Annotated in this window: 17 protein-coding genes, 1 tRNA gene and 1 other RNA gene; 11 read left to right on the plus strand and 8 right to left on the minus strand. The window is 65.1% G+C overall.

From position 1 onward, the window contains the following. Nucleotides 1-2: 2 nt before the first annotated feature. On the plus strand, nucleotides 3-902 hold the full coding sequence (locus tag JOE69_RS08250) for an oxygenase MpaB family protein (protein ID WP_309797716.1): 900 nt from the start codon (nucleotides 3-5) through the stop codon (nucleotides 900-902). 125 nt (nucleotides 903-1027) lie between these two features. Here the strand turns inward: JOE69_RS08250 and JOE69_RS08255 are convergent, their stop codons facing one another. Together JOE69_RS08255 and JOE69_RS08260 are read right to left on the minus strand one after the other, a co-directional pair. Beyond that, nucleotides 1028-2047, minus strand: coding sequence for a matrixin family metalloprotease (locus tag JOE69_RS08255; RefSeq protein WP_309797718.1), 1020 nt, complete (start codon nucleotides 2045-2047; stop codon nucleotides 1028-1030). 190 nt (nucleotides 2048-2237) lie between these two features. Next, nucleotides 2238-2648 carry a MarR family winged helix-turn-helix transcriptional regulator gene (locus JOE69_RS08260; protein WP_309797719.1) on the minus strand — a complete coding sequence of 137 codons (411 nt, stop codon included), beginning with the start codon at nucleotides 2646-2648 and terminating at the stop codon, nucleotides 2238-2240. An 85-nt stretch (nucleotides 2649-2733) separates the two neighbouring features. On the opposite strand from JOE69_RS08260, the gene JOE69_RS08265 reads away from it, so the two are divergent. Both JOE69_RS08265 and JOE69_RS08270 read left to right on the plus strand, forming a co-directional pair. Further along, nucleotides 2734-4194, plus strand: coding sequence for an MFS transporter (locus JOE69_RS08265; RefSeq protein WP_309797721.1), 1461 nt, complete (start codon nucleotides 2734-2736; stop codon nucleotides 4192-4194). Further along, a complete protein-coding gene (locus JOE69_RS08270; protein WP_309797723.1) occupies nucleotides 4191-4763 on the plus strand; it encodes a flavodoxin family protein in 573 nt (190 codons plus the stop codon). Before JOE69_RS08265 ends, JOE69_RS08270 begins: the two co-directional genes overlap by 4 nt. A gap of 63 nt (nucleotides 4764-4826) precedes the next feature. On the opposite strand, the gene JOE69_RS08275 is transcribed toward JOE69_RS08270, so the two are convergent. The 5 genes from JOE69_RS08275 to JOE69_RS08295 all read right to left on the minus strand — a co-directional run bounded on the left by JOE69_RS08275 (nucleotide 4827) and on the right by JOE69_RS08295 (nucleotide 12420). Beyond that, on the minus strand, nucleotides 4827-6425 hold the full coding sequence (locus tag JOE69_RS08275) for a GMC family oxidoreductase (RefSeq protein ID WP_309797725.1): 1599 nt from the start codon (nucleotides 6423-6425) through the stop codon (nucleotides 4827-4829). Between the two features lie 46 nt (nucleotides 6426-6471). Continuing rightward, on the minus strand, nucleotides 6472-7962 hold the full coding sequence (locus tag JOE69_RS08280; protein ID WP_374709689.1) for an aldehyde dehydrogenase family protein: 1491 nt from the start codon (nucleotides 7960-7962) through the stop codon (nucleotides 6472-6474). Next, nucleotides 7959-10112, minus strand: a complete 2154-nt coding sequence (betT, locus tag JOE69_RS08285; protein WP_309797729.1) for a choline BCCT transporter BetT — start codon at nucleotides 10110-10112, stop codon at nucleotides 7959-7961. Before betT ends, JOE69_RS08280 begins: the two co-directional genes overlap by 4 nt. A 137-nt stretch (nucleotides 10113-10249) precedes the next feature. Then, a complete protein-coding gene (locus tag JOE69_RS08290; RefSeq protein ID WP_309797731.1) occupies nucleotides 10250-11734 on the minus strand; it encodes a flavin-containing monooxygenase in 1485 nt (494 codons plus the stop codon). A gap of 74 nt (nucleotides 11735-11808) precedes the next feature. After that, nucleotides 11809-12420, minus strand: a complete 612-nt coding sequence (locus JOE69_RS08295; RefSeq protein ID WP_309797733.1) for a DnaJ family domain-containing protein — start codon at nucleotides 12418-12420, stop codon at nucleotides 11809-11811. A 145-nt stretch (nucleotides 12421-12565) separates the two neighbouring features. Between JOE69_RS08295 and JOE69_RS08300 the strand changes: the two genes are divergently transcribed. Beyond that, nucleotides 12566-14182: a hypothetical protein gene (locus tag JOE69_RS08300; protein ID WP_309797735.1), complete on the plus strand. Its 1617-nt coding sequence runs from the start codon at nucleotides 12566-12568 to the stop codon at nucleotides 14180-14182. A gap of 163 nt (nucleotides 14183-14345) precedes the next feature. On the opposite strand, the gene JOE69_RS08305 is transcribed toward JOE69_RS08300, so the two are convergent. Continuing rightward, nucleotides 14346-14430, minus strand: a tRNA-Ser gene (locus JOE69_RS08305). 133 nt (nucleotides 14431-14563) lie between these two features. Here JOE69_RS08305 and ffs point away from each other — a divergent pair. The 7 genes from ffs (at nucleotide 14564) to JOE69_RS08340 (ending at nucleotide 22953) form a co-directional block, all read left to right on the plus strand. Then, nucleotides 14564-14659: signal recognition particle sRNA small type (ffs, locus tag JOE69_RS08310), an RNA gene on the plus strand. 13 nt (nucleotides 14660-14672) lie between these two features. Then, on the plus strand, nucleotides 14673-15593 hold the full coding sequence (gluQRS, locus tag JOE69_RS08315) for a tRNA glutamyl-Q(34) synthetase GluQRS (protein WP_309797737.1): 921 nt from the start codon (nucleotides 14673-14675) through the stop codon (nucleotides 15591-15593). A gap of 9 nt (nucleotides 15594-15602) precedes the next feature. Beyond that, the gene (locus JOE69_RS08320; protein WP_309797739.1) at nucleotides 15603-18065 is read left to right on the plus strand and encodes a DNA polymerase III subunit gamma and tau; all 2463 of its coding nucleotides are present in this window, start codon (nucleotides 15603-15605) and stop codon (nucleotides 18063-18065) included. 76 nt (nucleotides 18066-18141) lie between these two features. Then, nucleotides 18142-18741, plus strand: a complete 600-nt coding sequence (recR, locus tag JOE69_RS08325) for a recombination mediator RecR (protein ID WP_296362960.1) — start codon at nucleotides 18142-18144, stop codon at nucleotides 18739-18741. A 278-nt stretch (nucleotides 18742-19019) separates the two neighbouring features. Continuing rightward, nucleotides 19020-20414, plus strand: a complete 1395-nt coding sequence (locus JOE69_RS08330; RefSeq protein WP_309797742.1) for a sugar ABC transporter substrate-binding protein — start codon at nucleotides 19020-19022, stop codon at nucleotides 20412-20414. A gap of 17 nt (nucleotides 20415-20431) precedes the next feature. Further along, the gene (locus tag JOE69_RS08335) at nucleotides 20432-22036 is read left to right on the plus strand and encodes an ABC transporter permease subunit (RefSeq protein WP_309797744.1); all 1605 of its coding nucleotides are present in this window, start codon (nucleotides 20432-20434) and stop codon (nucleotides 22034-22036) included. Then, entirely contained in the window at nucleotides 22033-22953 is a 921-nt protein-coding gene (locus JOE69_RS08340) for a sugar ABC transporter permease (RefSeq protein WP_309797746.1), read from the plus strand. The genes JOE69_RS08335 and JOE69_RS08340 overlap by 4 nt, the downstream gene beginning before the upstream one ends. Nucleotides 22954-22961: the final 8 nt, after the last annotated feature.

Raw genomic sequence — 22961 nt, forward strand, 5'->3', positions numbered from 1 at the left:
GCATGGCGAACCCGTTCCGCCGTTGGAGCGCCGAGTTGAAGCAGACTTTCACCGGCGATCCGGAATCCCGCCCGGAATGGGTCGGGCGGCTCGCCGACGGCGACGACGCCGGCTACTTCCCGCCGTCGTCAGCGGTATGGGCGGTGCACGGTTCGACGACCACGATCGTCGCCGGCGTCCGAGCGCTGCTCATGCAAGCACTCCACCCGGGCGCCCTAGCCGGGGTCTGGGACCATTCCCGTTTCCGCGAAGACCCCTTGGGCCGGCTCGCCGGCACCATCCGCTGGATCTTCACAGTGACCTACGGGTCCACCGGAGCCGCCCGTGCGGCCTCTGCCTGGGTGAGCCGGATGCACGAATCGGTATCCGGCGAGTTCACCGACGGCCACGGCGTGGCCCGGAGCTACTCGGCCGCTGATCCGGAGTTGTTGCGCTGGGTGCACATCGCCTTCATGGACGCGTTCCTCAGCGCCAACCAGCGCTATGGCCGCCAGGTCGACGGGGACGCCTACGTCCGCGAATGGGCGCAGGCCGGGCGGTTGATGGGCGTCGCGGCACCACCGGAATCCGAGGCCGCCATGCGGACCGAATTGCGGGAATGGCACCGCCGCGGCGAACTGCGGGCCGACGCGCGGGTGCGCGAAGTGCTGGCATTCATCCGGAATCCGCCATTGCCCGGCTCGCAGCTGAAGGGATACCGGGTGATTTTCAGCGCTGCGGTGGACTCTCTCGAACCCGAGTTCCGCGAGCTGCTGGGCTTGCGCCGCTCACGGTTCCCCCGGTTGACCCGGGCCGGGGTCCGGGTGGTTTTGGGCATTGTGCGAATCGGCTTGGGCAGGGTTCGGCCCAGCGAACAGGCCGCGCTGCGCCGGATCGAACGGCTGCGCACCGCCTCGCGGTGAGCCGGTGCGCAACCGATCGGCGCGGTTCTCGCCTAAGGCCCTCCCGCCCGCACCGGTCATTCCGGGCGCGGACGGGAGAACTGGGCGCAGGGTTCAGCGCAGCGACGCTACTGCGGCACGGCCGTCTAGCGGGATCCTTCGGCCCGGGTCAGGCCCTGGGTCCGGGAGACCAGATCGGACAACGACCCCGAGACGTCTTTCACATTCGACGAAGCGAGTGCGGACACCGAGTTGCCGGCCGTGATCTCGAACCGGCCGTCCGCACCGCCGATGATGAAGAATTTGCCCGGCGCGTACTGGCGAAGGAAATAGATTCCGGTCTGGCCCTCCTGGAGCAGCGGATCCCGATCGTCTTGCATCAGCGCACCGTCGACCGGGCCACCGGTCTGGTGGACCGTCGCGGAACCGGTGCTGCTGCCGCCTTTGAGCCAAGCCCGGACCTTGAGGTTGTGGTCGGTGAACGGAATCCCGTCCTTGACCGTGGAGCTCTGGCCGCCCACGCTGGCGACGACCACGGCGTCAGCGCTCCGGTGCAGGCTCTTGAGGTCTTTGAAGCTTTCCGCCTGGGACAGGTGCATCACGGTGCCCGGTTGCGCAGCAGCGCGACTGCTGGCGCCGTAAATCGCCCGGACCCCGTTGATGTCGTCTTGCTGCGGCCTGTACACCCCGCAATTGGTGCGGTCCGGGGTGGTCGGGTTCATCAAAACGCAGCTATTGCTGTGCGCCAGGCCCAGCGTGTGCCCGACCTCGTGCGCCGCGACGCCTTCGCGCTTCGATGCACTGTAGCCTGCGGTGTAGGCCGCATTGAGCTGCGCGCTGACATTGGTCATCACGCCGTTGGCCCCGTTGTTCCAATACGTGATGCCGTCCCAGCTGACGCTGGAATCATTGGCTTCGCTCAATGCGACGGTGGCGGAACCGGAGGTCGTGCTGGGGCTGACCCCGGCGCCGGCGTTGTTCCAATCGGACACCCCGGCTGACCAAGCAGTCCTCGACGCTGAGGAGCCTCCGTTGATCTTGTAGCTGGGGCTGGTGGTCGGCAGATGTCCGCCGGAGAGGTTGTACGCCTGGGCGGTTGCGGTGCCGCCGGCGAGTAGGGCGAAGGCGACCGCAGCGGCGCCGAGTGGACGAATCAGAGTCTTCACGAATATCTCCTGATTTTCATCGAAGTAGGCACGCCGGTCAGGGCGCGCCGGCCACCGGATCCCGAGTCTTCGGATGACCAGGGGGCAACCACCTAGAGGTCATCACCACACACTGGAACCTTCCGATGAATACCCTGATTTTCCGCGCAAAACCATCGGAGCCGGCGCGGACCGGCTCAACCGTGCAGGCTCAAGCGCCCAGGCACTCCTTGAGCACCGCACGTTGGGTGACCGCCGCTTCGGCGTGCACGCTGCGGCCCAGCGGAGTGAGCGCGACCAGCATCGCGCGGCGGTCGTCGGCGCACGCGGCCCGCTCCACCATTCCGGCTTTCTCCAACCGGTCCACGATCCTGGACAAGGCACTCTGGGTCAACGGAGAGGTGAGCGCCAAATCCTTCATCCGGCAGTTCTCCGGCGAATACTCGGCCAGAAGATCCAAAATCTCGAACTCGCTGAAGCCGATGTCGAACTTGCTTTCCAATTCCCGTTCGATCGCGTTCGAAGTACGCAAGTAGGCATCCTGCACCGAGCGCCATTGCTCAACCAGCCCAGAATCCGCGGCCTCAGCCGCACTCCTGGAGGACACTCCAAGTTTCGTCATGCCGGCCAGTTTACCATGACGAAGAATTAAATTCCATGTCATCTTTTTCCTTGTCATTCAATGATGCGTCATATAGTTTGATGCCATGACCACGACACCACCTCTCGTCGCCACGCCTGCGACGAAGCCACACTCCGCGCCCACCGGCAAATGGTCCGGTCGGCAGATCATGCTCCTGCTCGTCCTGTGCACGGTCCTGGCCCTGGACGCCCTGGACGTTTCCATGGTCGGCGTCGCCCTTCCCTCGATGGGCCGCGAACTGGGCCTGGGCACCGAATCCCTGCAATGGATCGTCTCCGCCTACGTGCTCGGTTACGGCAGCCTGTTGCTGCTCGGCGGCCGAATGGCCGATCTGCTCGGCCGCCGCAAAATCTTCCTGATCGCGCTGAGCATATTCGCAATCGCCTCGCTTCTGGGCGGAATCGTCAACGATCCGACCCTTTTGATCGCCACCCGTTTCATCAAGGGCCTGGCTGCAGCCTTCACCGCACCCACCGGCTTCTCGATCATCACCACCAACTTCGCCGAAGGCCCGGCCCGCAACCGCGCGATCTCGATCTATTCAACCTTCGGCGCCAGCGGCTTCTCGCTGGGCTTGGTGCTCGGTGGCCTGATGACCTCGCTGAGCTGGCGCTGGACCTTCCTGGTCGCGGTGCCGATCGCCGTCGTCGCGGTTCTCCTGGGCTTCAAATTCATTCCCAAAGACAAACCGGCCACCGACGGCGGGCACGACATCGGCGGTGCCATCACCTTGGCGCTGGGCATGCTCACTCTGGTGTACACGGTGGTTTCCGCCCCGGAGGCCGGCTGGACGGCACCGCGGACCATCGTCGGCTTCGCGTTGTCCGCGCTCCTGCTGGCCGCCTTCGGCATCATCGAAGCCAAGGTCAAACACCCGCTCGTCCGATTCGGCATCCTGCGCCAAGGCTGGGTAACCCGGGCCAACCTGAGCATCATCGGCTTGTTCGGTTCCTACCTGAGCTTCCAGTTCATCTTGACCATGTACCTGCAGAACGTGCTCGGTTGGTCCCCGCTCGCCATGGCATTGGCCTTGCTGCCGACCGGCCTGATCGTGGCGGCGAGCTCTCCGTTCGCTTCCGCGCTGATTGATCGGATCGGCGCGGTGAAGCTCATCGTCGCCGGATTGGCCGCCCTGTCGCTGGGTTACCTCTTGTTCCTGCACGTGGGCACCAGCCCCGACTACGCCCTGGACATTCTGCCGTCGGTGATTCTGCTGGGCATCGGCTTCGCCTTGGGCTTCCCGTCCATCAACGTGCAGGCCACGGCCGGAATCCACGACGACGAACAAGGCTTGGCCGCGGGTTTGATCCAGACCAGCGCACAAGTCGGCGCAGCCTTGGTGCTGGCCGTGACCACGGCGATCGTCGCCGGCGCGCAGGCCGGGCACCCGGCCGGCGATGCGGCGGCGACCCTTGACACCTTCCGCCCCGGACTGATCCTCAGCGCGGGGGTCGCCATCGTGGCCCTGGCCATCGCAGCCGCGCCGCAGCGCCGCAAAGCCGTTCAGCCGGAGGCCGTCCGATGAGCGAGCGGCATTTCGTCTTCATCGAAGGCAGCTCCCGGCCGAACGGAAACTCCGCGATCTTGGCCCGCCGGGCCGAACAGCACCTGCCCGACGGCGCCAGCTCGGAATGGCTCCGGCTCGCCGACTTGCCATTGCCGGATTTCGACGCCGACGCCGCCTCGGCGCCGATCTTTCCGGACGGCAATGAGGGCGCGCTGCTCGCCGCGACCCTGCGCGCCACCGACTTGGTGATCGTCTCACCGTTGTATTGGTATTCGGTCTCCGCACCGGTGAAGCGCTACCTCGACCATTGGGACGGCTGGCTGCATATTCCGGGGCTCCGGTTCCGTCGCACCATGGCCGGCCGGACGCTCTGGGCGATCAGCGCCGGGTACACCGACGACGCCGGCAAGGCCGATGGCCTGGCCACCTCGCTGCGGTTGACCGCCGAGTATTTGGGGATGGCCTGGGGCGGGCTGCTGTACGGAAACGGCGATCAGCCCGGCGACGTGCGCCAGGACCACACCGCGATGCGCAGGGCCGAGGATTTCCTCAGCCCCGCAGCCGTTCCGGCGCTGCGCGCCGGCTGACCCCGGTTTTTGCGGCGACTCTGGACTCCAGGGCAGCTCCCGCTTCCGCGGTGGACTCCGGACTCACCCAGCCGAGGCGATCAGGCGGGCGCACTGCTCGCCGATCATCATGGTGGTGATGTTCGGGTTCACCGTGGTCAGCTCCGGCATCACCGAGGCATCGGCGACTCGCAAGCCGCTGACCCCCTTAACCCGCAGCTGCGGATCGAGCGGCGAGCCCGGATCGTCGGCCGCTCCCATCCGCACGGTACCCGCCGGGTGGTACACGGTGTTGTGCGTGCGCCGGATATAGTCGGCGATCTCGGCATCAGTGCGCACCTCATCGCCCGGGTACAGTTCGGCGCCGGCCCACTCGGCCATCGCCGGCTGTGCAACAATCTCCCGCGCCTTGCGGATTCCGGCGATCATCACCTGCATATCGTGCGGATCGCTGAAATACCGCGGATCCACCAACGGCTTGTCCCGGTAGTCCCGGCTGCGCAGCCGCACCGTCCCGCGGGACCGGGCGTGCGTCACATTCGGCGTCAGGCAGAATCCGTTCTCGGTGCTGGGGTAGCCCTGGCGGACCGTGTGCATGTCGAACGGCACCGAGCCGTAGTGGAACATCAGATCCGGCCGGTCCAGCTCCGGGTCCTGCGCCAAACCCTGGGCGGTCCGAGTGAAAATCCCGATCTCCCACCACTGCGTCGATTCGCTCGGCATCGGTTGTTTGGCTTCCCATTGGATGACGCCCTCGGGATGGTCTTGCAGGTTCTCACCCACCCCTGGCGAATCCACCAACACCTCGATGCCGAGTTCCGCCAGATGCTCCGCCGGGCCGATTCCGGAGAGCATCAACAGCTTCGGCGAGTCGATCGCCCCCGCGGAAAGGATCACTTCGCGGCGGGCGGTGAGCGCCTGGCCCTTGCCGAAAGCGTTATCCACCACTTCGACGCCGGTGCAGCGCCGGCCGCCGTCGGGCAGTTGCTCGAAGCTAAGCCGCCGGGCCCACTTCCCGGTCAGCACGGTGAGATTGGACCGATCCCGGATCGGGTGCAAATACGAGACCGACGACGACGATCGGGTCCCGTCCGCGCGCCGGTTGATCTGGAAAAAGTTCGCACCGTCACGCACCGTAGCACCGGAGTTGAACCGGGCCCGGGGAATCCCGGCCTGTTCGCAAGCGTCCAGCAGTGCGATGCCGCAAGGGTCACGGGGCGGAATGCTCATCAGCTGGACCGGCCCCTGGTGGCCGTGCCCGGGACCGAATTCCATCGGCTCGTGGTCGTCATTGCTTTCCAGGCCTTGCAGCACCGGGTAGAGGCTCGCCGCGTCCCAGCCCTCGCAGCCGAACTTCGCGGCCCACTCGTCCAGATCTTCGCGCGGCGGCCAAAAGGCGATGCAGGAATTGTGGCTGGAACAGCCGCCGAGCACTTTAGCCCGGGCGTGGCGCATGAAGGAGTTCCCCTGCGGCTGCGGCTCAATCGGATAGTCCCAGTCATAGCCGGATTCGAGCAGTTCCATCCAGCGGTCCAACTGCAGTACTTCGGGGAGGTCCCGGTCGTCCGGCCCGGCCTCCAACAAGGCCACGTGCAGTTCCGGGTCCTCGCTCAGCCGCGCGGCCAGCGCAGCCCCGGCCGAGCCGCCACCAATCACCAAGTAATCGAATTCAGTCGTTTCCATGAGATTCACTCCAGTCAGATTCAGTGCTCTTCAGAACTCTTCGGCCTCAGTGCTCCGGGAACCACCCGGTGACCGCGGGTGCGATGTTGTGGTAAATGTGCTTGGCTTCGCGGTATTCGGCCAAGCCGCTCGGACCCAATTCCCGGCCGATGCCGGACTGCTTGAAGCCGCCCCATTCGGCCTGTGGAAGATAGGGGTGGAAGTCATTGATCCAAATCGTGCCGTGCCGCAATCCGGCCGCCACGCGTTGCGATTTCCCGGCGTCCTGGCTCCACACCGCCCCGGCCAGGCCGTAGCAGGTGTCATTGGCGATCTCCAAGGCCTCCGCCTCGCCGTTGAACGTTTCCACGGTGACTACCGGGCCGAAGGCCTCATCCCGCAGTGCCGAGGAGCCGCGGGCCACCCGATCCAAAACCGTGGGCAGGTAATAGAAGCCAGCAGCCAGCTCCGGGTCCTCCGGGGCCTTGCCGCCGCAGCGGATCCTGGCCCCCTCTGCAACGGCCTGCTGCACATAGTCCGCTACTTTCTCCCGGTGCGCGGCGGAAATCAACGCCCCGGTCTCGGCCGCTTCGTCGAACGGGCCGCCCAGTTTGATCTGTTCGGCACGGCGCACCAGCTCGGCCACGAAGCGCTCGGCAATCGGTTCTTCGACCAGCAATCGGGCGCCGGCCGAACACACCTGGCCGGAATGCAGGAACGCGGCATTGAGCGCATTGTCCAGCGCGGCGTCGAAGTCCGCATCGGCGAAAATCACGTTGGGGTTCTTGCCGCCGAGTTCCAGGGCGACCTTTTTGATCGACGCCGCGGCGGCAGCGGCGATCCGCTTGCCGGTCTGCAAGCCTCCGGTGAAAGAGACCAGGTCGACGTCGGGATGTTCCGCGAGCGGCGCACCTGCCTCCGGCCCGGCGCCGAGCACCAGGTTGGCGACCCCTGGCGGGAGCCCGAGTTCGTCGAAGACCTCCATCATCAGCATCGACGAATGCGGGGTAAGCTCGCTGGGCTTAAGCACAAAGCTGCATCCGGCGGCGAGCGCCGGCGCCATTTTCCACGCCGCTTGCAACAGCGGGTAATTCCAGGGCGCGATCAGCCCGCAGACGCCCACCGGTTCGTAGACGATCCGGCTGACCACGATGGCCGAACCGGCGTCGACCATCCGGCCGGCATCCTGGTCGGCGAGCTTGCCGAAATACTCGAAGCAGTTGGCGATGTCCGTCATATCGGTACGGCCTTCGACCATGCGCTTGCCGGTGTCCAGGCTTTCCGCCCGGGCGAATTCTTCGTTCCGTTCGCGCAACCGGGCCGCCACCTTGAGCAGGAAATTGCCCCGTTCCCCGGCAGGCACCTCGCGCCACGCCCCGCGGTCAAAGGCCCTGCGGGCGGCCGTGATCGCGGCTTCGGTGTCTTCGCGGGTGGCTTCGGAGACCTCGCCCACCGGCTGGCCGTCAGCCGGGCAATTGATCATCCGCACGCCGCCGCGCTGCGCGGCCACCCACCGGCCGTCGATGAACAAGGTGCTGACCGGATTCGATTGGTTCACTTGGTTTCCTCCTCGAGTTCGAAATCCTGCTCCCATTGCGTACTCGCTTCGGAGCTGTAAGCGTCATCGGCCACCGAGCTGGCGCCGGGATTGCCGCGGTTCAAATGCAGGAATTCCAGGTGCCGCTCATAGTGGTCCAATACATCGGTGATGATCTGCGAAGCGGCATAGCCCATCAGGTCGTAGCTGTGGCTGCCGGATTGACTGAAGACTTCCAGCCGGTAGTAAGTGTCCTCGGACCGGGCCATCCTGGATGCGTAGGACGGCGTCTCGTAGCGGACCGGGTAGACCTGGTATTTGAAATCGCGTTCGGCACCCATGGTCACCTGCAGGTCCACTTGGTTGATCCCGCAGCTGGCCACCAGGCCGTTTTCCAGCTGCACCGCCAAGCCTTGAGCGCGGAACTCTTCGGCTACCTCGGTCAGCGCGGGCAGCACGGTCTGCTGCACGAAGCGGTCCACCGATTTGGGTCCCGGATAGGACATCACCCGGCCTAGCCGGTGTTTCCAATTGCGCCCGCGCTCCCCCGCACCGGCCCGGCCGGAAAGCACCGCGGGCAGACTGGAACGGAAGCTGTCCGCGGCCAGTTGCTCCACCTGCAGGGCTTTGTACAGGCCCAGCATGATGAGCACCAGGACGAAGGAAAACGGCAGACCCATGATGATCGTCGCGTTCTGCAGGGTCGGGATGCCGCCCACCGCCAGCATGGCCAAGGTCAGTGCGCCGGTGGCGATCGCCCAGAACAGCCGGGACCACTTGGGCCCGTCTGCCGCCGGGTCCTTCAACCGGGCGCTGAAGTTGGACATCACCAGAGCTCCGGAATCCGCTGAGGTGATGTAGAAGAGCAGCCCGGTGAAGGTCGCGATCCCGGCGCTCAGCGGCACTGCTGGGTATTGCTCCAGGAGCGAATAGAACGCGCGCTCCGGCTGGTTCAACGCGACCTCGCCGAAGGCCTGGTTTCCACCCATCACGATGTCCAGGGCGCTGTTGCCGAAAATCACGATCCAGATCGCGATGAACGCGAACGGAACCGTGAGACAGCCGAAAACGAACTGCCGGATCGTCCGACCGCGGGAAATCCGGGCCAGGAACAGTCCCACGAAGGGCGCCCAGGCGATCCACCAGGCCCAGAAGAACAGTGTCCAGGAGTTCAACCAGTCATCGGGGCGGTCATAGGCGAAAGTGTTCAGCGCCATGCCGGGGAACATCGCGAAGAAATCGCCCACGTTCTGTACCAGGGAATCCAGCAGGAAACTGGTTTTGCCGGCGAAGAGGATGAACAGCATCAAGCCGATCGCCAGCACCACATTGAGTTCGGCGAGCCTGCGGATGCCCTTGTCCACGCCGGAAATCGAGGAAACCGCGGTGATCGCCACGGCCAGCACGATGAGCGCGGCTTGGACCGCGAGACTCTCCGGAACGCCGAAAAGGAAACTCAGGCCGAAGTTCAACTGCGCGACGCCGATGCCCAGCGAGGTGGCGATACCGAAAATCGTGCCCAGCATGGCTGCGATGTCCACCCCGTCGCCCACCGGGCCGTGGATCCGCTTGCCGAAGATCGGGTACAAAGCAGAACGGATGCTCAACGGCAGATTGTGCCGATAGGCGAAGTAGCCCAGCGCCAGGCCCATCAAAGCGTAGAGCCCCCAGCCGGCCAGTCCGTAGTGGAAGAGCGTCCAGACCATGGCTTGGCGGGCTGCTTGCAAGGTCTGGCCCTCGCCGACCGGCGGAGCCAAGTACTGGGTGACCGGCTCGGAGACCGAGAAGAACATCAGGTCCACGCCGATTCCGGCGGCGAAGAGCATGGAACCCCAGGTGAACAAGTTGAACTGCGGCTTCGAATGGTCCGGCCCGAGCTTGGTATTGCCCACCCTGGTGATCGCCAGGAAAATCACGAAAAGCAGCACTGCGGCAACGACCAGGAAGTAGAACCAGCCGAAGTTTTTGGAGATCCCATCGACCACCGCGCCGATCACCGAGCTGGCCGAATCCGGAGCCGCAGCGGCCCAAACGGTAATCGCCACTACGCCGACGGCGGTGCCCCAGAATACCGCTCGGTTGATCCGTGGCTTGGCCTCGACCGGGGCGGGAGGATCGTTTTCAGGCTCGTTGCGGTCGGGTGGGTTGCTTGCTGAGGCAGGCAGACTCATCGATTCCTTAGTCCGTCGGCTCAAGACGGTTAGACATCAGGTTTCCGAGCTTCGAAGCGCCAACTCAGGCTATCAGACCCTTGGATTCCGGCCTCAGCGGGGTGCGCGGCTGCCCGGGCAGCGGCAGCTCCCCGCGGCTACGCCTCCGCTTTGGCTTGGAGCTTTTTCCGCGCGCTGAAGCCCAGTTCCGGAACGTCGAATTTGGCTGCCCGCAGGGCCCGGTAGTCGGAGAGGTAGCTCATCCGCACCTGCCATTGGCGCCGATCCCCCTGCAGCGGGAACTGCTGCGCGCTGCGCTCCATGTAACCGGCCTTGAAATCCAGCATCCGGCGGAGCTTCATCGACGGATCGGTGATCTGCGGGACCACGCTGTGGTAGCCGTGTTCGTCCATGTGCTTCATCAACCGGCAGATGAAATCTGCGGTGAGATCCACTTTGAGCGTCCACGACGAATTGATGTAGCCGAACGTGAAGGCGAAATTCGGCACTCCGGACGCCATCGTGTCCCGGTAGACCACCACTTTCGAAACGTCGACCGGAACTCCGTCCACGGACGCCCGGATGCCGCTCAGTGCGGACATGTTCAGGCCGGTCGCGGACACCACGATGTCGGCTTCGAGCTCTTTGCCCGAGCGCAACCGGATGCCGTTTTCGGTGAAGGTGTCGATCTGATCGGTGACCACCGAGGCCTGGCCGTTGCGGATCGACCGGAACAGGTCGCCGTCGGGCACCAGGCACAAGCGTTGGTCCCAGGGGTTGTAGCGCGGGCCGAAGTCGGTTTCGACGTCGTAGCCTTTGGGCAGCTGCTTGGCCACCATCCGGATCAGCCCTTTCCGGATCACCCGGGGCATGGCCTTCGACGACTTGTAGATCGCGACTTGCTTGAGGATGTTCGCCCATTTCACGATCGGGTAGCTGACCGAAAGCGGCAGCACCTTGCGCAGCGCGCGATCGAGCGGATCCTGCTTTGGCTGCGCGACGATGTAGGTGGGCGAACGCTGCAACATGGTCACGTGCTCAGCGGTCCCGGCCATGGTCGGCACCAAGGTGACCGCGGTGGCTCCGCTGCCGATCACCACGACCTTCTTCCCGGCGTAGTCCAGCTCCTCCGGCCAGAATTGCGGGTGCACGAATTCGCCCCGGTACCGGTCCCGGCCGGCGAACTCGGGCTGGTAGCCGGAATCGTGCTGGTAGTACCCGGTGTTCATCAGCAGGAAATTGCAGGTGTACTGCTCGGTCTCGCCGTTGTCCTGGCGGACCGCCTCGACAGTCCAGATCCCGCGCTCGGAAGACCAATCGGCAGCCACCAGCTTGCGTTGGTAGATGATGTGCTGGTCGACGCCGTATTCGACTGCGGTCTCCCGCAAGTACTTGAGGATCGCCGGGCCGTCGGCAATCGAGTCCTCGGATTCCCAAGGCCGGAAGCCGAAGCCGAAAGTGTGCATGTCCGAATCCGAACGGATCCCGGGATAACGGAACAGGTCCCAGGTGCCGCCGCTGACCTCGCGGGCTTCCAGAATCGCGTAGCTGCGGTCCGGATGCGTGCGGCGCAGATGGCAGGCGACGCCGATTCCGGACATCCCTGCGCCGACGATCAGCACGTCCACATGTTTCGCTGACATGAACACCTCCCTGTGTTCTAGCGGCATCGAATGCTACTAGTGAGTAACAAAACTACAGGAGTTGTTTCATTGCTTCAATGGAAGCGGCCTGGGAGTTTCTCCCGCCGGAACCATCTGGCCCAGATCCCGGGACCGGTTTTCCGCCGGCTCCGGCCCGTCGCCGGCACCGGGGACGGATTGGCCGCAGCCCGTCGCGCCCGCCAGCGTAGGATCTCCTGTTCGATGTCACGGACTTTCGTCACCACCGGAGGGCCGCCGAGCAGCTGCCGCCGAGCATCGACCACCCGGGCATTGAAGTCTTCGAGCAATTCCCGGACCTGGCCTTCGGTCGGCAGTTTGTCCAGTTCGGCGTCGAGCTCGGCGTCTTCTTTGCGGAGCATGATCGCCGGCGGGCCCAGACCGGTCAGTTGCTCCCGTTGGATCAGCCCCTGGACCCACCAATCCGGGTCCAGGTTGGCACCCATCGCCGGAAGCGGTTTGCCGGCGTAGGCCAGATTGTCGAAATCGCCCCGGGCCACAGCCAGGTCAACTGCAGCGTCGGCCCGGGCCGCAACGTCATCCGGCCGGAAGGGCGGAATTTCCGCCTCAGCGGGCGCTCCGGATTCTGCCTGCGCTTCCTGGCTGGCCCGGTAGCGGGCCGCGCGGGTCACTGGGTTGTCGAACTCGTTCATATCCTGCTGGGGCATCGGGATCAACCGCCTCATACGCCATTGTGGAGGCCTCCATTCTAGCCCCGGCGCCGGTCCGGCCAGGACCTGAAATTCCCATCTGATTTTCAGGATACGGGAGTACAACGTTGCTCGACGTCAACTATGAATTGGGGATAGGCAGATGTTCAGAGCTCGTTTGTCATCAAGTATCGGCGCTCTCGGCGCAGCCGCGCTGTTGCTGGTCGCGCTTCCCGTCACTACGGCATCCGCCGCCACCGGTTGCGATCAATCAGCCATCGTGGGCTTGGCCCAAGCGACCGGTTGTTTCAGCAGTCAGGACAACACCATCAGCACCGAGTCCACGGTCGTGATCGGTGGTTTCGCACTCACTCCGGAACCGGGCAGCAGCTTGGTGCTGGACACCAAGGGCGGCAAAATCGTGCGCGGCGCGGCGCAAACCACGGTGACCTGGGGCGGTGCTGCGGTTTCGACCGATCCGCAGGCCCTGGATTTCAGCGTAAAAAGCCAGAAGGCCGCGATTCCGGACGTTTCGAGTATCTTCGCCGCCGACGACTTCTTCCGCGAACTCGCTCCCGCAGCGCCCCGGGACTGGACCATCACGCTGGACTCCGATGGTGCCGGTTCGACGGCGCTGGGCCGGGCCGACCTGCAATATTTCGCGCAGCGCGCCGGTAGCTCCGGGGCCGCGATCGGCAACCTTTCCGACGCCACCGGGCTGCGGCCGGATACCGGAGTGAGCCTGATGCTGGCTTCGCGAAACGATACTGCGGGCAAGGGACAACCGGATCCCACACAGTTCGCCTTGGAATTTTCCTCGACGAACATCACTTTTACCGGCCCGGTCTTCGGAGTCGATCCCAGTTCCGCAGTACTGGGCATACTCCCGGTAGCGAAAGCCAGTTTGCACCGGGTGGACGATCCGATCAGCGGAAACCACTGGCAAATCGATGGGAGCTTCAACCCGGAACTGATCAAAAACCAGGATCCGGCAGCTTCGGATTCGCTGCTGAGCTACGGAAAGACCGTGGGCGAGTGGAAGTTCAGCTTGATTTGGGGCAAGACTTGGCGCGACGGTCCGAAGGGCTTCAACGCCGAGATCTACAAATCTTCGGTCTTATCAGGGCTCACCGGGAGCTTGGCCGGATTGGTCGGAGCCAGCGTTGGCGTACCCTTGCCATTCAGCGTTGAGACCATCGGGGCCGGCGCCCGGATCGACCCGCTCGGTGCGCGCGGCGAATTGGGCGTGGTACTCGGCCCGCAGACTCCTTTCGGAGTGTTAGGGATATCGCCGAGCGCCGAAGTCGGCCTGGGTGCCATGGTGAATCCGCAATGCGGCGCGGTGACTCCGCTCAGCGCCTCACTCGGCGGGGACGTGTTCTTCAAAATCCCCACCCCGCTGGTGCCAACCCAGTTCGTCGTTTCCGGTATTCTCTGCGGCACCGCGCAATCGGCGACCATCGGGCCAATTGCCGTTTTGAACCAACCGGGATCAATCTCCGACCCGACGGTCAAGGTCCTGGGCAAGTCAGTGTTGCGGGTCTTCGGCATCAAACTCAACCAGGCAGACGTCACCGGCGTGATCAGGGGCGGCAAGGCCACCCTGGACGCCGTTTCGCAGACCGCTGTGCTCGGCACCGACTTGGGCAAAGCCACGGCCCACCTGAGTTCCGAGGGTCTGAGCACCGTGTGCTTCACCCCGCAAAGCCCGCTCGGCAATCTGCCGGGAAGGGGCTGGGCTGCCGAAAAAGGCGGTTTGCCGTATCGGATTTCGTGTTGAGCTGACCGGTTTTCGACCAAGCAATCCTCGGTTTCGGATAGCCGTTTGGCTTTTGGTTAACCTTTTGACGCCCATATGGCTATCCGAAACGCAAATGGCTATCCGAAACGCGGCATGACACGAAAAAGCCCCGGGGCCGCAATGGCTCCGGGGCGTTCTCCGGCGGAGGATGGGGGATTTGAACCCCCGAGGGCGTTAACCCAACACGCGTTCCAGGCGTGCGCCATAGGCCGCTAGGCGAATCCTCCTTGGCTGCTTTCCATCGGCCGCCAAAGGCAAGCCAGAGAAGAGCAGACTCCAGAATACCCGAAGCGGACAGCGCCACGAAATCACCGGCTGCGACCCGGTTCGAACCACCGGCTCGGATCCAGTAGAATGGACGGCAGCCCCTCGTGCGGCGTCACCCTGTGAACTCCCCCAGGACCGGAAGGTAGCAAGGGTAAGCGGGCTCTGGCGGGTGCACGAGGGGTCCTTACGTTCTAGGAGCGCCATGCCAGATCTTCCAGGGCTCCATTCTGGGGCCGGCCGATTCGCGCCCAGCCCATCCGGCGAACTCCATCTGGGAAACCTGCGCACCGCGATCCTGGCCTGGCTCTTCGCCCGCAGCACCGGCCGGCGCTTCCTGCTCCGGATCGAAGACCTGGACCGGGCCCGTGCCGGGGCGGAGGCCGAGCAACTCCGGGACCTGGCGCTGATCGGCTTGGACTGGGACGAAGCCCCGATCCGGCAGAGCGACCGGGTCGCCCGGTACCGCGAAGCCCTCGACCGGCTCCGCGGGCAGGGCCGGTTGTACGAATGCTTCTGCACCCGGCGGGACATCGCCGAGGCCGCGAGTGCGCCGCACCAAGCGCCGGGGCGCTATCCGGGCACGTGCCGGAGCCTCAGCGAAACGGAGCGGGCCCGGAAACGGAGCGAACGCCCGGCCGCCTGGCGGTTGCGCAGCGACGTCGCGGAATTCCGGATCCACGATCGGCAGCACGGAGAGTTCCGCGGCCCGGTGGATGATTTCGTGCTGCTCCGGAACGACGGCGTCACCGCCTACAACCTCGCAGTGGTCGTCGACGACGCGCTGCAGGGCGTGGACCAAGTAGTCCGCGGCGACGATCTGCTGGCGGCGGCACCGGGCCAAGCCTATTTGGCTTCGCTGCTGGGTTATCCGGTTCCCGGGTACGCCCATGTCCCGCTTGCCCTGAACCCGGCCGGGCAACGTCTGGCCAAGCGCGACGGCGCGGTGACCCTGGCCGACGTCGGCCGCGATGCAGCGCTCGGCCTGATCTTCGGTTCACTCGGCTTGCCGCCCGCATTGCCGGCCGCCTTGGCCGAATTCGATCCTGCCCGGTTGCCCCGTGAGGCTTGGCTGGTCCGCCCGGCGCCGGGGCACGGTACTAACAATGTCGGCGCCGGACGGTAGGGTTTCTACGTGACCACAGCTCTTTATCGCAGGTATCGGCCGGACACGTTTGCGGACGTGATCGGGCAGGGCCATGTCACCGAACCGCTGATGGCGGCGCTGCGCAAGAACCGGGTGAATCACGCCTACCTGTTCTCCGGCCCGCGCGGCTGCGGCAAGACGACGTCGGCCAGAATCCTGGCCCGCTGCCTGAACTGCGCCCAGGGCCCCACGGACACGCCCTGCGGCGTGTGCGACAGCTGCGTGGAACTGCGCACCGGCGGCCCCGGCAGCCTCGATGTGATCGAGATCGACGCGGCCAGCCACGGCGGCGTCGACGATGCCCGGGATTTGCGGGAACGCGCTACCTTCGCCCCGGTTCGGGACCGCTACAAGATTTTCATCATCGACGAAGCCCACATGGTCACCAGTGCCGGCTTCAACGCGCTGCTGAAAATCGTCGAAGAGCCACCGGAGCACATCAAGTTCATCTTCGCGACCACCGAGCCGGACAAGGTCATCGGCACGATCCGTTCGCGCACCCACCACTACCCCTTCCGCTTGGTGCCGCCGGAGCCTTTGATGGCCTACCTCCAGTTGCTGTCCGACCAGGAACACGTCAAGGTCGCGCCCGGGGTGCTCTCGCTGGTGGTGCGGGCCGGCGGCGGCTCGGTGCGGGACTCGCTCTCCGTGCTGGACCAGCTCATGGCGGGCGCCGGTGAACAAGGCCTCGATTACGAGCTCGCGGTTTCGCTGCTCGGCTATACGCATGCCTCGTTGCTCGACGATGTGGTGGACGCCCTGGCCGCCGCCGACGCAGCTACCGTGTTCCGAGCGGTAGACCGCATCATCCAGACCGGGCTGGACCCGCGGCGCTTCGTGGAAGACCTGTTGGAACGCTTCCGCGACCTGATCATCGTGCAGGCCATGCCGGAAAGCGCGCCGGCGATCCTGCGCGGCATGCCGGACGACCAAATCGCCCGGATGCAGAACCAGTCCGCGCAACTGGGCCGGGCGGAACTCTCCCGGGCGGCCGATGTCAGCAATACTGCATTGACCGAAATGACCGGAGCCACCTCTCCCCGGCTGCATTTGGAGCTGCTCTGCGCCCGCTTGCTGCTCCCGGGTGCAGAACAAAGCGAACGCGGCATGGCCGCCAGGGTGGACCGGATCGAACGGCGGCTCTCCTATGCGGGGACCGCTCCCGCCGATGCGGCACCCGCGGCCGCGCAGCCGGCACCGCAACGCGAACAACCGGCGAGCAACCCCGCTGCGCCACGGTCGGCAGCACCGGTCGCCTCCGCGCCGGCGGCCGCAGTTCTGGCCGCCGAGGTTCCGGTTGCCGCGCCGGACTCGCGTCCGGTCGCGGCTCAGCCGGTGCGCCAAGAGCCGCAGCCACCGGCTGAGCCGGCACCGGCGACACCTGCCGCACCGGCAGCTTCGACCGAGTTGGACGACTGGGGCATCCCGATGCAACCCCGGGAATCGGCAACCCCGGCTCCGATCGCCTCGGAGCCGGCGGATTCGACAGCCGCGCCATCCGCTCCGGCCACCTCGACGCCGGCTCCCCCGCCCGCTGCCGACCCGGCACCCGCTGCGGGCCCGGCGTCCGGCAATGCCCCTGGTTCCGCGCAGGGCATCGAAATGATCCGCCGTGCCTGGCCGGATGTCCTGGACCAGCTGAGCAAGATCAAACGCTCGAGTTGGGCGCTCATCGCCCCCAACTCGACACCGCAGAGCTTCACCGGCGGCGCTTTGGCCTTGGCCTTCAGCACCGATGGCCTGGCTGCCGCATTCAGCCGCGGCGAGCACGCCGAGAATCTGCGCTCCGCGATCAAAGCGACGCTCGGCCTGGATTGCCAGGTCTCCGCAACCGCCGGGGCCAGTGCTCCGGCGGCCTTCAACAGCACAGCGAGCTCTGAACCAAACCCAAAAGGCCTGAGCACTCCGGTTGAACCGGCGGAGCCGTCGGCACCGGACGACGTTCCGCCACCGGTCGACGAGGGCGGCTTCCCAGAGGAACCACCGGCTCCGGAGGACGACCCGCGGGAACAGATCTGGCGCCGCCCGGCTGAACCAAGCGCAGCGCCCGCGCCGACGGCCCAGCCCACTGCGCCGAGCCGCGCCACCCCGGTGGCCGAACCCGGCTGGGGCGAGATTTCGGCAGCGCCGGATTGGATCAGCGGCGCCGCCGATCCGGCGGCTCCGGCCGCGCCGGCAACCCCGGGAGGGTCCTCGTCCGCTCCTGCCGAAACCGCACCATCGGCAGCGGAGCAACCCGAGGGACCCGGCAAGACCAGCCTCTACCAACGGTTGAGCGAACAGGCCAAGAAAGCGGCTCCCGAAGCAGCGCCGGAGCCGGAAGCCTATGTCGAGGACATCCCGAGTGCCGACGATGAGACCATTGAGGAGTCCGGGTTGGTGGGTCGGGCCGCAGTGGAACGGATCCTCGGTGGCAGACTGATCGAAGAACGCCCCAGCAGCAAGAACTGAAACAGCAGCCCGGCAGGCCAGGTACAGCGCATCCTCCCGGGCCTGCCGCGCGGATCCTAGGGAAGCAGAACAGACAGTGTACGAAGGCGCAGTCCAAGAACTGATCGACGAATTGGGGCGGTTGCCCGGAATCGGCCCGAAATCAGCGCAACGCCTGGCATTCCATGTCCTCGAGGCGGATCCGGAAGACATCAAACGGCTGGTCGCGTCGATCGTCACCGTCAAAGAACGGGTGAAGTTCTGCACCATCTGCGGCAATGTCGCGGAACAGGAAACCTGCGGCATCTGCCGCGATCCGCGTCGCGATCCCACCGTGATCTGCGTCGTGGAGGAGTCCAAAGACGTGATCGCCGTCGAACGGACCCGCAGTTTCCGCGGCCGCTACCATGTGCTCGGCGGCGCGATCAACCCGATCGCCGGCGTTGGCCCCGACCAGTTGCGCATCCGGGAACTTTTGGGCCGGCTCAACGACAGCCAGATCGAAGAAGTCATCATCGCCACCGATCCCAACCTCGAAGGCGAAGCGACCGCGACCTATCTCGCCCGGATGCTCAAAACCATCGGCATCACGGTGACCAGATTGGCCTCCGGCCTGCCGGTCGGCGGCGACCTCGAATACGCGGACGAAATCACCTTGGGCCGGGCCTTCGAAGGCCGCCGCAACGCCTTGAACTGAGCCCGGCGTACTGCGGCGATACCCCACTGGGTTGCGAGGCCGCTGGGACAACCCCATGGTCGGCCGAGGAGCCGGTCAACGGGTTGGGACATGCTGACCGAGCCCCGGGCGCATCGCGGCGGTGCAATCTCGAAATTAGCCGCAAAACCCCTGATAATCAAGGAAAATGGCTGCCACAAACCACGTTGATGTGGCTTTGCGCAAACGCTTGCACGCGGCCTGAACGCCTGTTACGGTGACATGACTCTGATCACCGTCCCACCCGAAGCAGGCAACACATGTCAAGCGGCTCGAAGACGAACCGCCAGGGCCCCGGCCTTGGAACCGCCCCGATTCCGGGCAGCAACTTTGCGGCCGGAAGCGCCATCGACCAGAGCCATGCCGCAGCGGCAGCGGTCCGCCGCAGAATGTTCCTCGGTGCCACGTTTGCCGCGGGCGCCGCAGCGCTCACCGCCTGCACCGCTCCGGCCGCAAATCCCACAGCCGGCGCGGCCGGACCAGATGAATCGGCCACCGTTCCCCCGGAAAAACCGGGCGACGCCGATCTGGTGGTCTGGGCAGATGCGAAAAAGGCCGCTGCGGTAGCACCGGTCGCGGCCGAGTTCGGAACCCGCTGGGGCATCAAAGTGGCGGTGCAGACCGTCGGCACCAACCTGCAACCGAACTTCATCACTGCCAATCAAGCCGGCAAAGGCCCGGACGTGTTGCTGGCCGCCAATGACTGGATCGGCAACCTGGTGCAGAACTCCGCGATCGACCCGGTGCTGATCAGTGCAGAACAGCGGTCCGCGATCGCACCGATCGCGATGACCGCGATCGAGTTCAACGGCCAAGCCTATGGCGTGCCTTATTCGATGGAGACCCTGGTGCTGTTCCGGAACCAGAACCTCGCGCCGCAGGCACCGGCCAGCTTCGAAGAACTGGTGGCGATCGGCCAGGAGGCCCGGCACTCCCAGGGCGCGGAACGGGTGCTCAGCCTGCCGGTCGGCACCATTGGCGATGCTTACCACATGCAGCCGGTGTTCTCCTCGGCGGGCGGCTACATCTTCGGCTCCGCGGCCGACGGGACGCCCGATCCGAAAGATCTGGGCATCGGCAAACCGGGTTCCGTCGAAGCGGCGAAGCTGATCGCCCAGTACGGCGAAACCGGCAACGGGGTCTTCAGCCGTTCGGTGACCAATGACAACTACATCTCGCTCTTCACCCAAGGCAAGATCCCGTTCATGGTCAGCGGCCCGTGGGCCCTGGCCGACGTCGCGAAGGCCGGCTTCCCCTTTGCGACCAGCCTGATCCCGGGGTTCGAAGGCAAGGCTCCGGCTCAGCCGTTCGTCGGCGTGAATGCCTTCTACGTGGCATCGAAGGCCCGGAACAAAGTCTTCGCCCAGGAATTCGTGCGCACCATCCTTACCTCGCCGCAGGCGCAGCGCCAGCTTTACGACGCGAACCCCTTGCCGCCGTCGCTGTCGGCGTTGGCGGATGAGATCTCCGCCCAAGACAAAAACATCGCCACGGTCCTGCAATCCGCCGCGACCGGCGTCCCGCTGCCGTCGATCCCGGCGATGAACGCCGTCTGGGCGCCGTTGGGCAATGCCTTTTCCTCGATCATCGCGGGATCCGCGGCCGAGAGCACCATCGAACAAACCGGCGCCGCGATCCGCAAGGCGATCGGATGATCCGGGGAAAAGGAACCATGCCCACTGCGAAAAGCGGACCGAAAAGCTCCACCCCGGAACTTCCGCTGCGCTTGGGCAGCACGAATTCCGTGATCGGACTGACCGTGAAGATCCTCGGTTTGGGCCTCGCCGCCGCGTTGGCGATCGGAGCCACTCCGGTGCTCTTGGCCTCCGGAAGCTGGCTGTTGCTGGGCGGCCTGTGGCTGGCCACGATCGCCCTGTTCGTCATTTACGCCGGAAAACGCTTGATCCCGGCGAAGTATCTTGCTCCAGGAACCGTCTTCCTCGCGGTCTTCGTGATCGTGCCGATTCTTTACACGGTACAGATTTCCACCACCAATCAAGCGGATGGGACCAGAGGCAGCAAGGCCGAGACGATTCAGACGATCGAACGGAACTCAGTTTTGCAGGGCCCCGAATCCCGCAATTTCAACTTGTCGATCGCGGTTCCCGGCAGCACTGCGAACAGTGACGGGCCGTTCACTTTGTTCCTCGTCGACCAGAAGAGCGGCGAAGCACTGCGCGCCGATGCCAACGGCACCGAGCCGGCCCCGCAGGCTCAGATCCAAGACGGCTTCGTGCGCAGCGCGCCGGGCTTCGCTTTCTTGGACCCCCGCCAAGTGGCGCAAGCCGGGAAAGCCCTTGCGGCAGCCGAGTTCCCGTCCGGTCGGGAAAGCATCCATCTGGTCGGGCTGAGTTTCGCATTCGAAGGCAGTCAGCAATACCGTTACGACCAGGCCAGCGACTCGATGCGCAACAGCGCCACCGGGGAGCTGTATCCGGTGCGCGAAATCAACGGCAAAGATTACTTCGTGCGAGCGGACGGCAGCCCGGCCTTCGACCAGAGTTGGCAGAAGTACGTCGGCGCAAGCAACTATCTGAAGTTGTTCACCGATAGCTCGCTGCGCGACGCTTTTGCCGGCACCTTTCTCTGGACCGTGGTGTTCGCGGTGGTCTCGGTGGCCAGCACGTTCCTATTGGGGTTGCTGCTCGCCCTGACCCTCAACGAACGCAGGATGCGCGGACTGAAATACTACCGCGCCGCGATGCTCATCCCGTATGCGATCCCCACGTTCATTTCCTTCCTGGTCTGGGCGAGTTTCTACAACAAGGATTTCGGCTTGATCAACGGCTTCCTCGGCGGCGCCCAGATCGATTGGCTCGGCGACCCGACCTTGGCCAAGGTCGCCATTCTGCTGACCAATCTCTGGGTCGGGTTCCCGTACATGTTCCTGATCTGTCTCGGCGCACTGCAGTCCTTGCCCGGCGACGTCGATGAGGCGGCGAAGATCGACGGCGCCTCGGCTTTCCAGTCGTTCACCCGGGTCAAATTCCCCTTGGTGATGGTCGCGGTGGCGCCTTTGCTGGTGGCATCCTTCGCCTTCAATTTCAATAACTTCGCGATCATCCAGCTGCTCACCGGAGGCGCGCCGTTCCCGAGCGACGGCGCGCAAATCGGCTCCACCGACATCATGATCAGCGCCACCTACCGGGTGGCTTTCGGCAGCTCCGGCGCGGACTTCGGCTTCGCGGCGGCGATTTCGGTGTTGTTGTTCGTGGTCACCGCAGTTCTGGCCAGCATCCAATTCAGGTTCACCAAAGCTCTGGAGGACGTCCGATGAGCATTCCCACGGCTACCCGACCGGCCAAACGGCGCAGCAAAGTGCGCAAAGACGGTCTCGAGGTTCCCACCGGCGGCCGGTGGTGGCGGGAGATCGGTTGGCGGCACCTGATCGGGCTTTTCGCAGTGGTATTTTCCTTGTTCCCCGTGGTCTACATCCTGTCCGCGGCCTTCAACCCGCTGGGCACGGTGGCGAGCACATCGCTGATCCCTTCGAGCCTCGGGCTGGACAATTTCAGCGCGCTGCTCAGCTCCCAGCAATTCCCCTTCGCCCAGTGGTACCTGAACACGCTGCTGATCTGCGCGGTGGTTTCTTTGGCCCAAGTGGCCGCGAGCACGCTCGCCGCCTACGCCTTCTCCCGGATGCGGTTCCGGGGCCGGCGGACCGGCTTGTTGGCGATCCTGTTGATCCAGATGTTCCCAGCGTTCTTGGCCATCGTTGCGCTGTATGCGATGATCGGCGCGATCGGCGATGTGCTTCCGGCGGTCGGCCTGAACACCCTGGCCGGCTACGGTCTGGTCCTGATGGGCGGCGCCCTGGGCCAAGTCTGGCTGATCAAAGGCTTTTTCGACTCCTTGCCCCAGGAACTGGATGAGGCGGCCCGGCTCGACGGCGCCGGCCATTTCCAGATCTTCCTGCGGATCATCCTGCCGCTGATCCGCCCGGTCCTGGCCGTGACCGTACTACTGGCATTCGTCGGCGTGATCGGCGAATTTCTGTTGGCCAGCATCTTCTTGACCGATAATTCGGTGAAGACCCTCGCCGTCGGGCTTTACTCGATCATCACCGGCGACCGGAGCAACAACCTGGGCATTTTCGCGGCCGGCTCGCTGCTGATCGCGATCCCGGTGGTACTGCTGTTCCTCTGGCTGCAGCGGTTCATCGTGGGCGGGCTGACTGCCGGCTCCGGAAAGTAACCCGGCCC

This window comes from Arthrobacter russicus, assembly GCF_031454135.1.
Taxonomy (GTDB): domain Bacteria; phylum Actinomycetota; class Actinomycetes; order Actinomycetales; family Micrococcaceae; genus Renibacterium; species Renibacterium russicum.